This window comes from Streptomyces sp. RG80 (genome assembly GCF_040446465.1).
In the GTDB taxonomy this organism is placed as follows: Bacteria; Actinomycetota; Actinomycetes; order Streptomycetales; family Streptomycetaceae; genus Streptomyces.
In genome coordinates this window covers 697411-711401 of record NZ_JBEAAJ010000002.1, presented here as the reverse complement: position 1 = coordinate 711401, position 13991 = coordinate 697411, and the positions used below count along the sequence as shown (strand labels likewise).

The 13991-nt window shown below is 71.7% G+C and carries 10 protein-coding genes and 3 tRNA genes; 6 read left to right on the top strand and 7 right to left on the bottom strand.

The genetic code is table 11. The features are described from left to right. Positions 1–92: 92 nt before the first annotated feature. Positions 93–377, top strand: a complete 285-nt coding sequence (locus ABKA17_RS09335; protein WP_502994176.1) for a WhiB family transcriptional regulator — start codon at positions 93–95, stop codon at positions 375–377. A gap of 41 nt (positions 378–418) precedes the next feature. Here the strand turns inward: ABKA17_RS09335 and ABKA17_RS09330 are convergent, their stop codons facing one another. Further along, positions 419–2890: a glucosidase family protein gene (locus ABKA17_RS09330; RefSeq protein WP_353691425.1), complete on the bottom strand. Its 2472-nt coding sequence runs from the start codon at positions 2888–2890 to the stop codon at positions 419–421. A 96-nt stretch (positions 2891–2986) separates the two neighbouring features. Here ABKA17_RS09330 and ABKA17_RS09325 point away from each other — a divergent pair. The 4 genes from ABKA17_RS09325 to ABKA17_RS09310 all read left to right on the top strand — a co-directional run bounded on the left by ABKA17_RS09325 (position 2987) and on the right by ABKA17_RS09310 (position 5742). Beyond that, positions 2987–3058: transfer RNA gene (locus ABKA17_RS09325), tRNA-Cys, on the top strand. 9 nt (positions 3059–3067) lie between these two features. Beyond that, positions 3068–3139 (top strand) — tRNA-Asp (locus tag ABKA17_RS09320). 33 nt (positions 3140–3172) lie between these two features. Then, the gene (locus tag ABKA17_RS09315; protein ID WP_502994175.1) at positions 3173–4537 is read left to right on the top strand and encodes an SDR family NAD(P)-dependent oxidoreductase; all 1365 of its coding nucleotides are present in this window, start codon (positions 3173–3175) and stop codon (positions 4535–4537) included. Next, positions 4534–5742, top strand: a complete 1209-nt coding sequence (locus ABKA17_RS09310; protein WP_353691424.1) for a leucine-rich repeat domain-containing protein — start codon at positions 4534–4536, stop codon at positions 5740–5742. The genes ABKA17_RS09315 and ABKA17_RS09310 overlap by 4 nt, the downstream gene beginning before the upstream one ends. A gap of 18 nt (positions 5743–5760) precedes the next feature. Here the strand turns inward: ABKA17_RS09310 and ABKA17_RS09305 are convergent, their stop codons facing one another. Further along, positions 5761–7569: an AAA family ATPase gene (locus tag ABKA17_RS09305; protein ID WP_353691423.1), complete on the bottom strand. Its 1809-nt coding sequence runs from the start codon at positions 7567–7569 to the stop codon at positions 5761–5763. A gap of 20 nt (positions 7570–7589) precedes the next feature. Then, entirely contained in the window at positions 7590–8996 is a 1407-nt protein-coding gene (locus tag ABKA17_RS09300) for a DUF2201 family putative metallopeptidase (RefSeq protein ID WP_353691422.1), read from the bottom strand. Positions 8997–9086: 90 nt separating this feature from the next. Between ABKA17_RS09300 and ABKA17_RS09295 the strand changes: the two genes are divergently transcribed. After that, a tRNA-Trp gene (locus ABKA17_RS09295) sits at positions 9087–9162 on the top strand. 33 nt (positions 9163–9195) lie between these two features. Here the strand turns inward: ABKA17_RS09295 and ABKA17_RS09290 are convergent. The 4 genes from ABKA17_RS09290 to ABKA17_RS09275 form a co-directional block, all read right to left on the bottom strand. Continuing rightward, positions 9196–10035 (bottom strand): hypothetical protein, encoded by an 840-nt coding sequence (locus ABKA17_RS09290; protein ID WP_353691421.1) that lies wholly within the window; start codon positions 10033–10035, stop codon positions 9196–9198. 82 nt (positions 10036–10117) lie between these two features. Further along, positions 10118–11092, bottom strand: a complete 975-nt coding sequence (locus tag ABKA17_RS09285) for an acyl-ACP desaturase (RefSeq protein WP_353691420.1) — start codon at positions 11090–11092, stop codon at positions 10118–10120. Positions 11093–11310: 218 nt separating this feature from the next. Beyond that, positions 11311–12087 carry a dimethylargininase gene (gene ddaH, locus ABKA17_RS09280; RefSeq protein WP_353691419.1) on the bottom strand — a complete coding sequence of 259 codons (777 nt, stop codon included), beginning with the start codon at positions 12085–12087 and terminating at the stop codon, positions 11311–11313. Between the two features lie 169 nt (positions 12088–12256). Further along, on the bottom strand, positions 12257–13879 hold the full coding sequence (locus tag ABKA17_RS09275) for an ABC-F family ATP-binding cassette domain-containing protein (RefSeq protein ID WP_353691418.1): 1623 nt from the start codon (positions 13877–13879) through the stop codon (positions 12257–12259). Between the last annotated feature and the right edge of the window lie 112 nt (positions 13880–13991).

Below are 13991 nucleotides of genomic sequence, written 5' to 3'. Positions count from 1 at the left end.
TCATACGATTCCGCGCGCCGCCGTGCGCCACGCCGTGCGGCGGAGGACCATCAAGGCGGCCGGAGGCCCGTGAACGCGGCGTTGATCCCGCGTTGATCGAACGTTTTTCGCCGCCCGGCACGATCCTGGACATGCTCATCGAAACGATCACGCCGCCCGGCCCGGACTGGCAGGACGAGGCGTTGTGCGCGCAGACCGGCGGTGACTTCTTCTTCCCGGAGCCGGGCAGCTCCGTACGGGAGGCGAAGCGGATCTGCGGCCTGTGCCCGATCCGCTCCGCCTGCCTGGAGTACGCGCTCGACAACGACGAACGCTTCGGCGTCTGGGGCGGCCTGTCGGAGAAGGAACGCCTGGAGATCAGGCGTACACCCCGCTGAGCCCTCCTTCCCGCTGAGCCCTCCTTCGGCCGCCCTTCCGCTCACGCGTACGTCACGCTGAACCGCCACGTACCCGCCGGCACCCGCACGTCCTGGCCGGTCACGGCGAGCGCCTGCCCGTTCGCCTCGGCCGAGCGCACCTCGCCGAACCGGCACGGATAGACGAACCGAACGCCCTGCGGCGCCTGGGTGATGTCCACCGTCACCGTCCGCGCGGCCGGGTCGTGGGCGAGCCGGTAGCCGAACGGCGAGCCGAAGAGCGTGGGGGCCGCGTCCACGGTGACCTTCTCGTCCCCCGGCACCCAGTGCGGCCGTACACCGGGAGCGATGTACACATGCGGGTCGCGGTCCTCGTCGGCCTCGAAGAAGAGGATGTCGCGGATCAGCAGCAGATACTCGGCGGCCGCCCAGCCGTGCGGGATGTCGCCCATGTACCAGCGGCCGAAGGGGACTTCGGCGAAGTCGGACGCCACCGGGTACGCGTGCTGCTCGTTCCACGCGCCGAGGGCCGCCGCCCGTCCCGCCACGTCCGGGAAGCCCGTGTCGAAGGTCCAGCCGAGCAGTTCGTCCATGCGTTCCGGGTTCCCGGCGAGCAGGTAGGCGTGCGCCAACTGCATGGTCAGGTACGGCCCGTAGGCGTACCAGGCGGCGTCGTGCCGGAAGCCGCCGGTGACGAAGTGCGCGTACATGGTGTCGAGCGTGAAGCGGGCCGCCCGGTCGATGTCGTCGCCCAGCTTGCTGCCCATGTGCAGACGCAGCGGATGGAAGTAGGCGGCCGCGCCGATCATCGTCGAGTCGCGCCGGCCGACGTCCCCGGGCCCGGTCGGGATGTACGTCTCCCAGGCGCCGCGCCGGCGCTGCTCGTCCAGCACCCAGCGGATGGAGTCGCCGGTGGCGCGCTTGAAGTCGTCGAAGGCGCCCCACAGTTCGGGGACCTCCGGCGCCCCGATGCGCTCGGCGAGCCGGGCCGCCTCGTGGAGACCGGCCAGTCCCCAGAAGTCGTCCCAGTAGTGCGGTTTGTCGCGCTCACCGAGGTGCTCGGCGCTCCAGCCGCTGTGCAGCAGGCCGTACCCGTCACGGTTGTCGCGCAGCCAGCGGGCCGCGTCGAGCACGTACGGCACGTACAACTTGGCGCCGAACGCGGCCTGTCGGCCGCTCGTGCGGTCGAACCGGCCGATCGCCCACAGGGCTTGGCCGTTGCTGTCCCACTCGCGGTCGTCCTTCTCGTGCGGACCGCCGTAGAAGCCGTACTCGGCACATGGGCCGATCCGGCCCGTCCCGCGGTTGAACTTCAGCGGGTAGTGGGTGCCCAACTGCCGTTCCGCCAGGGCCGAGTCACCGACGAGGGAGCACGCCGTCGCCTCGACGGAGGAGTCGCGGATCCAGAACGAGTCGTACACGGTGGGGCCCGGATGGATCTCACCGTGGTCGGACAGGATCAGCAGCTGTGCACGCGCCTGCCGGAACTGGTCGGCGAGATGCGCCACCGGGCGCGGCAGCCCGGGCTGGAGCCCCTGTCCGAGGAGCTTCGCCGTCCAGAAGTCCCGGTTGGCCGACTCCAGTTCGGCGGCCGGTGTGCCGCGCAGCTCCGCGAGGTCGGTTGCGCCGGAGAACTCGCCCACCGGCAGCCGTACGTCGATCTCGAAGACCTCGCCCTCGGCCACCCGGAACGGCCACGCGAACACCGCGCTGCACAGCCCCGCCACCTGGTCCTGCGCCTCCAGGGCGCCGTTCAGCTTGCCGCCGACGACCAGGTCGTGGAAGGCGCTGCGGGTGAGATAGGTGTCGGGGTCGAAGGAGAAGTCCGTGTTGCCGTAGACCCCGTAACTCTCGGGCGCGGTGTCGAAGACCGGGCCCCAGCCCGAGTTGGTCTCCACCCGCTGCTCGTCCGGCAGATGGCGCAGGAACGTCAGCCGCCGGTCGGTGATCTGGCGTCCGTTGCGATCGTGCCGCTGGAAACCGCTCGGCCCGGCCGGCAGCACCGCCGCGCACAGCAGCCCCGTGCGTTCCCGCCCGGTCGGGCTGCCCACGGTCACCCGGGTGACGACCAGGTCCCGCGCGTTCGCCCCGACGGTCCCGGCGAAGGTGCGCTGCACGAACTCGACATCCTCCGCGGTGCGGAACGTCGTCAGCACGACCGGCAGATGGGGAGCCTCCAACCGCTGCTCCACCCGTCCGCCGTCCGGGAGTTGGGGCAGCCGTAAGGCATGCGTGGCCGGGTCGTACAGGAAGAACGAGAGGCTGTACTTGTCGTAGACCGGCTCGATCTCGCCGGCCTGGCCGATCAGGGACTCCTGACGGTGGTCCTTGACGCCGACCATGTGCCAGTACCGGTACAGCGCGTTGGACGCGAAGGCCGCCTCCTTCGATTCGTAGGTGCCGGAGTCGAAGTCGTCGCTCCAGCGTCGGAAGGCCTGCTGCGCCCACCAGGGCACGGGATACGGGACCCGGTCCCGACCCGCCCAGCCGCGCCACATGACCTCGTAGAACATCCACTCATGGGTCTGGGCCATGGTGTTCACCCCCTGCGGGCACCGTTGCACCGCCAAGGCCTCCCGTAAATCGGTGCGACCGGCCATCGGCGGTGCGGTTAGGATCCGGGGGCGCGTCCGGACGTAGCGCAGAGGCAGGCGCACCGCCCTGCACAGGCGAACACGCCGGTTCGAATCCGGTCGTCCGGATGCGTGCGGGGTCCCGTAGAGCAGAGGCAGACTCGCCGCCTTGTCAGGGCGGATACGCCGGTTCGAATCCGGTCGGGACCGCGGCAGGACGAACACGGGCGGGAACGACGGGACATGGGCGAGGCGATCACCGAGGGCATGGCCGGGGCGGGCACGGAGGCCGTCACGGACGCGGAACTGGCCGCTTTCCACCATGTCGTGGGCAAGCTGCGCGCCCTCCCCGTCGACGACCCCGTACGGCTGCGCGCCGAGCAGGTCGCCGCCTCCTTCGCCCGCGACGGACGGCTGCGGCGGCGCAAGGAGCGGGGCGCCGAAGCCGCCGCAGCCGACGCGGAGGCCATGGCCGCGACCGCGACCGGCGCGCTCGACCGGCGTGAGGACGCGCCGCTGGCCGGGTCCGGCACCACGGGTGTCTTCCGCAAGCCCCGCACCTGCTACGTCTGCAAGTCGCCCTATCGACACGTCGATGCCTTCTACCACCGTCTCTGCCCCGCCTGCGCCGCCGACAACACGACTCGGCGGGAGCTGAGCACCGACCTCGCCGGCCGCCGGGTCCTGCTCACCGGCGGCCGGGTGAAGATCGGCTTCCAGCTGGCGCTGATGATGTTGCGCGACGGCGCGGAACTCCTGGTGACCTCCCGCTTCCCGCACGACACCGTGCGCCGCTTCCGCGCCGGGCCGGGCAGCGAGAAGTGGCTCGACCGGCTCACCGTGCTCGCCGTCGACCTGCGCGACCCCCGCCAAGTCCTCGGCCTGTGCGAGGAGTTGCGGCAGGAGGGCGAGCCGCTGGACATCCTCGTCAACAACGCCGCGCAGACCGTGCGCAGGCCGCCCCAGTCGTATGCGCTCCTCGCTTCCGGGGAGTACGCCGCGCTGCCCGAGGGCGCCCGGCAGGCGCCCGGCTTCACACCGATGCGGATGCTGGAGAGCGGCGCCGCGTCCCTACCCGCGGCCCTGCGCGAGGCCGACGAGGCCGGACTGCTGCCCGACCCGTCCCCGGAGAACTCCTGGTCGGCCCGGCTCGGCGCCCTCGACCCGGCCGAGGTGCTGGAGACCCAGCTCGTCAACGCCCTGGCCCCGGCCCTGCTCTGCGACCGGCTGCTGCCGCTGCTGCTCGCCTCGCCGCACCCGCGCCGGTACGTGGTCAACGTGACCGCCGTGGAGGGCCGTTTCGCCGTCCGCAACAAGATGGCCGGGCATCCCCACACCAACATGGCCAAGGCCGCCCTCAACATGCTCACCCGCACCAGCGCCGCCGAACTCGCCGAGCGGGGCGTGCACATGTGCGCCGTCGACACCGGCTGGATCACCGACGAGAACCCGGCGCCGAAGAAGGCCCGGATGGCCGGGGCCGGGTTCCGGACGCCGCTGGACGTAGTGGACGGGGCGGCCCGGGTGTACGACCCGATCGTGCGGGGCGAGGCGGGGGACCCCGTGTCCGGGGTGTTCCTGAAGGACTACCGGGAGGCGGAGTGGTGAGCGCGGACGAGGAACGCGAGGGCGAGGGCCCCGGTGCCCCCTTCGCCGGTGTCCCGTCCGTCGTGCCCCGTCCGGTCGCCGAACTCGCCCCACTCCTCGACTGGTTGCGCGCCGGGCGGCCGGCCGGTGAGCGGCTGGACTTCCCCGCGGGTACGGCCCTGCCCGACGGCCGGCTCGACCTGTGCAAGCAGGAGCTGGGCGTCGAGGGCGCCGCGCTGGTCGCCGAGGCGCTGGCCCAGGGCCCCTCTCCGGTACGGCACCTGCTGCTCGGCACGGACGGCCTCGGCGACACCGGGGCGGCAGCCGTGGCGGGGGCGAGCGAGGACGTGGAGACGCTCTACCTCGGCTGCAACGGCATCACCGCGGGCGGCGCCTGCCGGATCGCCGACCAGCTACGGGCCTCGCCCCAGGTCGTCACCGGGGTATGGCTGAAACGCAACCCTCTGGGCGCCGGGGGCGGCCGTGCGGCGGCCGAACTCATCGAGTCGGCACGCTCGTTGCGCACCCTCGACCTCGTCCAGACCGGGCTCGACCCGGCGGGCGCCGCCGTCCTCGCCGACGCGCTGCTCGCGGCCGCCGGGAACGGCCGCCGCATCGAGCGGCTCTTCGTCGGCGGCAACCCGCTCGGGGCGGCTGGAGCGGAGGCGCTCGGCGCGGTCGTGGCGGCGGGCGCGATCGACGAACTGTACGTCTCCGCCGCCCGGTTGGGGGACGCGGGAGCGCTTCGACTGGCCGAGGCGCTGGAGCGGGCGCCGCACGGTCGGCTCACCCGCCTCGCCGCGGCCAGCAACGGCATCTCACCGCGGGCCCTCGCCCGGCTGGTGACGGCGGCCACCGCGGCCGGCGTCACCCTGCTGGACCTCGGCCGGGTCCGTGCGGCGGCCGTGCTGGGCGCCGCGGACAACCACGTCGACCTGGCAGCCGCCGAGACGATCGCCCAGAACCTGGCAGCCGCCGAGCACCGCCTGACCCACCTCGTCCTCACCCACACCGGCATGCGCAGCCGCGAGGCCCACCGCCTCCTCGACGCCGCGCCCCGAGCCGTCACGGCCACGCGCTTCGTCCTGGGCCAGGGCATCGCCGCCAGCGTCAAACGCCGCCTCGAGGCGCTCAGCGCCCACGTCCCCCGACCGCCGGTCCCGGCCGACGTGGCCGCCGTCCGCAGCGTCCACCGGACGGCACCGCCCGACGACACCACGGCCTGAAACCCACCCCCTACCGGCTCACGGTCTCCGCATCGCCATGAAGACCTCCGTCCAGAACCGCTGCTGCCGCTCGGAGGCGCCCACGAGATACGTCGCCCGCAGCTTCGCCGGCAGCAGCGCCACCAGGCGGGTCACCACCGCGCGGTGCTTCTTCAGCTGGGACAGCTCCGCGTTGGCGAGGATCTGGTGGACGACGTCGCTGTCGTCGCCGCCCTCGCCGGAGTGCGCGGCGGCGCGGCGCAGCCGGGCCTCCCACGCGTCGGCGTCGCGCGCGAGCTCGCGCAGGCCCGTGACCTGGCGGCCCTTCAGGCGATCCATGAGCGCCGTCAGGGGCACGGGCGCGTACTCGCCGTCACCCAGGTAGACCGTGCCCATCTCCAGCGGCAGACCGCGCCGGTGCAGCTTGATGAGCCGCTCCAGGGTGCGCTTGGTGATCCAGGCGCGGCCGTCGTCGTCGATGTCGTGCTTCCACCACTCCAGGACCGTCTCGGCGTCCGCGCCGTACCGGGCGAGCAGCCACTCGTTGGCCGGGATGTCCTCGGGGCGCACCTCCAGCGTGGCGGTGAACCGCGTGGCCTGCGCGATGTTGTTCCGGGACACCAGCAGCTTGCGGCCGAGGTGGTACGGCGGGTTCTGGACGGCGATCTGGGCGCGCAGGTTCTCGATCCGGCGTCCGGCCAGCGACCACTCCTGGGTGATCTCCATGAGCTTGGCGAACGCGGCCTTGTCCTTGGGCCGGTTGTACTCGTCCCAGACGATCGCCTTCGGCTCGGGGCCGGTGAAGTGCGCGGCGAGGAGGTTGTCGAGGGTGCCGTCGGACGAGGGGATCGGCGCGCACAGGTCCTCGACGTTGGTCACCGGCAGCGAGAAGTACAGGGGGTCCCTGCCGAGCCCCTCGCGCACCGTCTCCCGCACCAGTTCCGTCTTGCCGCATCCGGGCGGGCCCTGGAGCAGCACCGTCCAGCGGTTGCGCAGCGCGGCGCGCAGGACCTGACGTACCGGGTCGGGGACGGTGGACGGGTTGGCCACGCCCACCGACGCGGCGATCCGGTCCAGGATCTCGTGCGTACGGTTCTGGCCGGGTTTGCCGTCGGGCCCGGGCTCGGCCAGCCGCAGCCGCTCGCCGTCGACCAGGGGCAGGCCCCAGCGCAGGGGGAAGCCCTCCTTGGCGTTGGCCAGGACGTGGTCGAGGGTGCGCGGGGAGAGCAGTTCGCGCAGGGCGGGGGAGAGGGAGGCCCAGAGGGAGAACACCGGACGCAGGTCCCACGGGCGGTACTTGCCCGCCAGATGCCTGCGCCAGGACGTGTCGTTGGCGGTGATCCGCAGCGTGACCATACGGTCCAGGAGCGCCAGGTCGCCGCGCCGGGCCGAGGTCTCCGCGAGGGACTCGTTGTCGGTCAGGAACACGCCGACACAGCCGAGCGCGCGCAGATCGTGCTCGCCCAGCGTCCAGTTGCAGGCGATCTGCATCAGCTGCGACTGGATGGTGTCGCCCGCCTGCAGCGAGTCGTCGATGAGCAGCACGAACGGTGTGCCCGGCTTCAACTGGCTCATCACCAGCTGGCGCAGCACCAGTTCACCGGTGTGCGGATCGCGCACCGGCGCGTTGACCAGCAGGTCGTCCGGTGTCAGGTTCGCCGCCGGGACGTACACCAGGGTGGTGCCGGGGTGGGCGCGGGCGATGTGCGCGAAGAACGTCGCCGTCTTGCCGATGCCGTGCTCGCCGAAGATCTGGCCCGTCTGGCCCATGTCGATCATCGCGTCGATGAAGGACTCGAGCCGGGAGACGGTCCCCCTGGTCGTCGACTGCTCTGTTTCCGTGGTCATGTGCTGCCGTCCCCCGCTCGTTACCGCGAACCCGTGGTCACGCGATGGCAGTCCATCGCCGGTGTGTGCCGCTCGGGCCATTCGTCGCCGCCCTCGGTGATCAGCCAGATCCATTTGTCCGGCTCGGCGGGGGCGATGGGCGGGGCGTATCCGTCGGTGAGCACCACGACGGCGTCGGGGGTCTCGTCGAAACGGCGCCCGTTCACCTCCGTACGGCCCTCCACGTAGTCCGCGACCGCCTGGAAGCTCGTCCCGCCTCCGCCGTAGACCCGCTCGCCGGGGACGAAGGGCATGACCACGGCGTCGAAGGAGAGCCAGTGGGCCTGCACGCCGTCGATCCGGCCGACCAGTGCGGTGAGCCAGGTGATCACGTGGTGCGGCATCGAGCCCGAGGTGTCGTACGCGATGACCAGCACCTTGTGTCGCACCGGGCCACGGCGCGCCAGCATCGGGTCCTGGCCGAGGGCCGCGAGCAGGGCGCCCCGCTTCTTCGGGTACACCAGCCGCTCGCCCTCGCGCAGTCTGGAGCCGAGCACGTCGACCAGCCAGCGCTGCCACCAGTGGACCGTACGCGTGCGCGTGGTCTCGCCGCGGAGCATGCCCGCGCCGAGGTTCCCCCAGATCCGGGCGGCCCGGGCGTTGCCGTCCTCGGTGCGGCCCATCAGGTCGAGCAGCTCCCGCTCCGCGCCCGCGTGCCCGCGCCGGGCCGCCAGCAGGGAGTTGAGCAGCGCGGAGGAGGTGACCGCGTCGACGGTGTCCTGGTCGGCCGGGACCGGGGCGCCGCCGGTCAGGTGCACACAGAGCCGGCGCGGCGGCACCGGCGGGGCGTGCATCCGCTTCAGCTCGCCGTAGACCCGCATGTCCGTCTCGGTGAACGTCTCGTACGCCACCGGCTCCAGGCCGTGGGCCGTCAGGTCCGCGCGGTAGTGGCCGTACACCGCGCGCGGGTCGACGCCGGTCGGCCGGCCGTCGAGCAGGGGCAGTTCCCGCCGGTCGAGACGGACCAGTGCCACATGGTTGATGGACACCTCGGCGGCCAGCTCGAAGACTGGGTCGTCCCGTAGCTCCGGGTCGGCGAACAGGTGGCGGTGCACCAGGTGGCGTGCCTCGTGGAAGAGGACGAACTTCACGCCGTCCAGGCCGAGTCCCACGAAGAAGTCCGGGTTGTAGAGCAGCAGGCAGGTGCCGTCGCCGGAGGCGACCACGGCCGCGGTGTCGATCGCGGTCGTCGGGATCTGGTGATGGCACTTGGCGTACAGCCAGGACGCCACCGCCGACTCGGTCAGCCCGAAGTCCAGCAGCGCGGCCTCCTTGAGCCGCCGCGCCCGCTCCACCACCTCCGGGTCCGCCGGGCGGTACGCCTCCAGCGCCCGCCGGTCGGCGAGGTCGACCACCGGGGCAGGCCGCCCCCGCTCTCCGTACGCCATGTCGTGCCCCCCGTACTGCCGTTCCCCCGTGCCTCATTGGTACCAGGACCCACTGACATCGGGCCAAGGCATTACGATCTGCTGCCAAGGGCGGGGTCGTAGCGCAGAGGCAGGCGCACCGGACTCCAGATCCAGAACACGCTGGTTCGAATCCAGCCGCCCCGCCCCCCTGTCCTACCGACCGCTGCCCAACCGCCCCCTAGGCGATCGCGCCCGCCGTCACCACCAGCTCCGGCGCGTTCCCGTGGAAGGTCTCGATCAGCTGGGCCAGCACCGCCCAGGCCTCCTCGCGGTCGCCCAAGTGGTCCTGGACGAGCGGCCGGAGCGTGTCCTCGGCCTCCCGGACGCGGGCCGGGAACAGCACATGGCCCATCGCGAGCACTTCCAGGACCTGGACGGCGGGGACCTTGGAGGCCACGTAGTCCGCGGGGCCGTCGAAGACGCCGGCCTGACGCAGTCGGTGGGTGAACTTGGCGTGCGAGCCGAACCCGGCCCGCACCGACGGCGGGCAGTCCGGGCGCACGGACAGTGCCCAGCGCGCGTAACCCGGCAGCGGGAACGCGCTGTCCGTCTCGCCGACCGCCCGCCAGTCGTCCCTGGTCAGCACCATGGACGCGGCGGCGCGCCCCGCCTCCATGGAGGTCACCGCGCGCAGACTGCCGACGAGGCCGTGATCGACGTAGGCCTCGGGGATCTCCGGCTCGGCGCCCGGGAGGGTGCGGTCGACCGGGATGGTTCCGGTGCGGCCGGGTGCGAACGGCACACCGCGCGAGATGGCCCGGCGCAGCCCGGCGTCGGTCGGGATGTGCCTCCAGACCACGGCGTTCAGCTGGGGATCGTCGTTCTCCAGGATCCACAGCGCGACGGAGGCCGGCAGGTGCGTCGCCCATGTCCAGGCTCGTCGCACCCGCACCGCCGTGTCCTCGGGGCTCTCGGTCGGGGGCAGCCCGGTCCGCGCCCGGACCCGCTCGGCGGTCGCCCCGTCGACCAGGCCGAGCAGAAAGCCGACCGCCTGTTCCACCCTGCTGTTCTGCCGCATGGCGGCATGATGCCGCAGGCAGAAGCCGGCCCGCACCGGAGAATCTCTCCGCGCGGGCCGGCTCAGGTGCTCTTCGGTGACGTCAGCCTGCGGCGCGTGCCGCCATCCGCGCCTTGCGCGCGGCCAGCTTCTCGTCGAACTTGGCGGCCTCCGAGTCGAGACCGCCCATGTACAGGCCGATCTCGTCCTGCGCCTTCTGTCCCTCGGGGCCGAGACCGTCGATCTCCATGACCTTCAGGAACCGCAGCACCGGCTGGATGACGTCGTCGTGGTGGATGCGCAGGTTGTAGACCTCGCCGATCGCCATCTGCGCCGCGAACCGCTCGAAGCCGGGCATGCCGTGGCCGGGCATGCGGAAGTTGACGAGGACGTCGCGCACGGCCTGCATGGTCAGGTCGGGGGCCAGCTCGAACGCGGCCTTGAGGAGGTTGCGGTAGAAGACCATGTGGAGGTTCTCGTCGGTCGCGATGCGCGCCAGCATGCGGTCGCAGACCGGGTCGCCCGACTGGTGGCCGGTGTTGCGGTGCGAGACGCGGGTCGCGAGCTCCTGGAAGGCGACGTAGGCGACCGAGTGCAGCATCGAGTGCCGGTTGTCCGACTCGAAGCCCTCGCTCATGTGCTGCATGCGGAACGCTTCCAGCTTGTCCGGGTCCACCGCGCGCGACGCGAGGAGGTAGTCGCGCATCACGATGCCGTGCCGGCCCTCCTCGGCGGTCCAGCGGTGCACCCAGGTGCCCCAGGCGCCGTCGCGGCCGAAGAGCGAGGCGATCTCGTGGTGGTAGCTGGGGAGGTTGTCCTCGGTCAGGAGGTTCACCACGAGCGCGATACGGCCGATCTCGGTGACCTTCGACTGCTCCTTGTCCCAGGCCTCGCCGTCCTCGAAGAAGCCGGGGAAGTTGCGGGCGTCGCTCCACGGCACGTACTCGTGCGGCATCCAGTCCTTGGTGACCTTGAGGTGCCGGTTGAGTTCCTTCTCGACCACTTCCTCCAGCGCGTACAGCAGCTTGGCGTCGGTCCAGACGGAAGGGCTGCCGAGGTGAGGGGTGGTGATCGTCACGGGAACTCCAGGGGGACGCGTAACAAAGCGGAACAAACCGGCGAGCGGTTGCCGGATCCAAACAGGAACTTACGAAAGCGTAGGCTACGAATCCGTAGGTTACGAGACCGTAGGTTAAGTACGTTGTAAAGATCCCAGTTCAGCCCCTGTTCCCGGGCATGACAAGAAGTCCCCGGACCCGCAGGTCCCCGGGCCGAACGGGTGGTCCGCTCACTCGGTCAGGCGTACAGCTCCCGCATCCGGACCGAGAGACATGTCACACAGCCTTCGAGCTTCTCGAACTCGCTGATGTCGACGACGACCGGCTCGTGGCCGAGGTCGGCGAGCAGCTCCGTCGTCTTCGGCGCGCTCGCCGAGATGAGCAGCTGGTGCCCGCCCAGCAGCACCACATGGCCGCCGGCCTCCTCGGGCACCGACAGGAAGCGCGGGAAGAGCGAGGGCCGGTCCACCTTCGGGATGTGCCCGATCACCGTGCCGTCGGGCAGCGCCGTGACCGCCGACTTCAGATGCAGCACCTTGCTCACCGGCACCGCGACGACCCGCGCGCCGAGCGGCTCGAAGGCGGCCCGCAGCTGCTGGACGCCGGCCGCGTTGGTACGCCCGCCCCGGCCGACGTAGATCGTGTCACCGACCTTGAGGACGTCGCCGCCGTCCAGCGTGCCGGGCTCCCAGACCCAGTTCACCGAGCAGCCGAGCGAGGCCACCGCCTCCTCGACCCCGGCGGTCTCGCCGCGCCGGGACTCGGCGCCGGGCCGGGTGATGAGGGCGACGTTCTTGTACATGACGACCGTGTCCTCGACGAACACCGCGTCCGGGCAGTCGTCGGCCGGGTCCACCTCGACGGTCTCCCAGCCGTGCGCGCGCAGGGTCTCGACATACGCCTCCCACTGTTCGACCGCGAGATCGACGTCGATCTTCTCGCGCTCGATGTGCGTCACCAGTCCTTCGGCGAGGCGCGGGCTGGGGCGGCGGACGAGGGCCTTCTTGCTGGGCACGAGGAACTCCGTAACGGCGGCAGGGACGGCGCCCCGGAAAAGCGGCACCGGCCGCCATCATGCAGGGCGGGCCCGCACACACAAAACCCCCGTCGTCAGGCTGTGGCCCTCCTGAGATACGCGCCGGTAACCGGATCCGGGCCGCGAGCGGGGCTCGCGGCCCGGACGGTCACGCGGGACGTCCGACGGCCTCCGGCGTGGTTTCCCGCAGTTCCCCGTCCAGCAGCAGCCAGCGGGTGATGCCGATCGACTCCAGGAACGGCAGGTCGTGGCTGGCCACGATCAGCGCCCCCTCGTACGAGTCCAGGGCCGTGGTGAGCTGACGGACGCTCGCCATGTCGAGGTTGTTCGTCGGCTCGTCCAGCATCAGCAGCTGCGGCGCGGGCTCGGCCAGCATCAGCGCGGCCAGCGCCGCCCGGAAGCGCTCGCCGCCGGAGAGCGTCGCCGCCTTCTGGTCGGCGCGGGCGCCCCGGAACAGGAAGCGGGCGAGACGGGCCCGGATCCGGTTGTTGGTGGCGCCCGGCGCGAACCGGGCCACGTTCTCGGCGACGGACAGCTCGTCGTCGAGCACGTCCAGACGCTGGGGCAGGAAACGCATCGGCACATGTGCCGTCGCCTCGCCCGCCACCGGCGCCAGCTGCCCGGCGATCGTCCGCAGCAACGTCGTCTTGCCCGCGCCGTTGCGTCCGACCAGCGCGACCCGCTCCGGACCGCGCAGGTCGAAGCCGCCGCCCACACGGGCGCCGTACGCCGGCTCCAGGTCCATGAGGGTCAGGACCTCACGCCCCGGTGGCACGGCGGTGTACGGCAGGTCGACGCGGATCTCGTCGTCGTCCCGTACCGCCTCCACCGCGTCCCCGAGCCGCTCCTTGGCCTCGGCGAGCCGCTCCTCGTGCATGATGCGGTGCTTGCCCGCGGACTCCTGCGCCGCGCGCTTGCGTGCCCCCATGACGATCTTCGGCTCCCGCTTCTGGTCCCACATCTTCTGGCCGTACCGCTTGCGGCGGGCCAACTTGACCTGGGCGTCCACCAGTTCGCGCTTCTGCTTCTTGAGATCCGCCTCGGCGACCCGCACCATCCGCTCCGCCGCCTCCTGTTCGGTGGCGAGGGCCTCCTCGTACGCGGAGAAGTTGCCGCCGTACCAGGTGACCTCCCCGCCGCGCAGATCGGCGATCTGGTCGACCAGGTCCAGCAGTTCGCGGTCGTGGCTGACCACGACCATGACGCCGGGCCAGGACGCGACGGCCGCGTACAGCCGCCTGCGGGCGTACAGGTCCAGGTTGTTGGTCGGCTCGTCCAGCAGCAGGACGTCCGGTCGGCGCAGCAGCAGCGCGGCCAGCCGGAGCAGTACCGACTCCCCGCCGGACACCTCGCCGATCGTACGGTCCAACCCGATGTCGCCGAGGCCGAGTTCGCCGAGCGTGGCCAGGGCGCGTTCCTCGACGTCCCAGTCGTCGCCGAGGGTCTCGAAGTGCTCCTCGGCCACGTCGCCCGCCTCGATGGCGTGCAGTGCGGCACGCCGGGCGGCGATGCCCAGCGCCTCGTCGACCCTCAGGCCGGTGTCGAGCGTGACGTTCTGCGGGAGGTAGCCCACCTCGCCCGTGACGCGCACGGCGCCGTCGGTGGGGGTGAGTTCACCGGCGATCAGCCTCAACAGGGTTGATTTCCCCGAACCGTTGACGCCGACGAGTCCGGTGCGGCCGGGGCCGAAGGCGACGTCCAGGTCCTCGAGGACGGGGGTGCCGTCGGACCAGGTGAAGGACAGGGACGTGCAGGTGATGGAAGTAGACATACAGGCCTCGCGGTTGCTCGATGCGGCTGGGGGCAAACGCGTATCGAGACACCTGCGACCGAGGGGGAGGCGAGGCTCCGTGGACATGATCCCTGGAGAAGATCCATGGGCA

Excerpts from the sequence above, each read along its gene's own strand:
- ABKA17_RS09300 (WP_353691422.1), bottom strand. The coding sequence starts at position 8,996 with ATGGCGTACGGAGAGCGGGGGCGGCCTGCCCCGGTGGTCGACCTCGCC.
- ABKA17_RS09275 (WP_353691418.1), bottom strand. The coding sequence starts at position 13,879 with ATGTCTACTTCCATCACCTGCACGTCCCTGTCCTTCACCTGGTCCGAC.
- ABKA17_RS09290 (WP_353691421.1), bottom strand. The coding sequence starts at position 10,035 with ATGCGGCAGAACAGCAGGGTGGAACAGGCGGTCGGCTTTCTGCTCGGC.
- ABKA17_RS09315 (WP_502994175.1), top strand. The coding sequence starts at position 3,173 with ATGGGCGAGGCGATCACCGAGGGCATGGCCGGGGCGGGCACGGAGGCC.
- ABKA17_RS09330 (WP_353691425.1), bottom strand. The coding sequence starts at position 2,890 with ATGGCCCAGACCCATGAGTGGATGTTCTACGAGGTCATGTGGCGCGGC.
- ABKA17_RS09305 (WP_353691423.1), bottom strand. The coding sequence starts at position 7,569 with ATGACCACGGAAACAGAGCAGTCGACGACCAGGGGGACCGTCTCCCGG.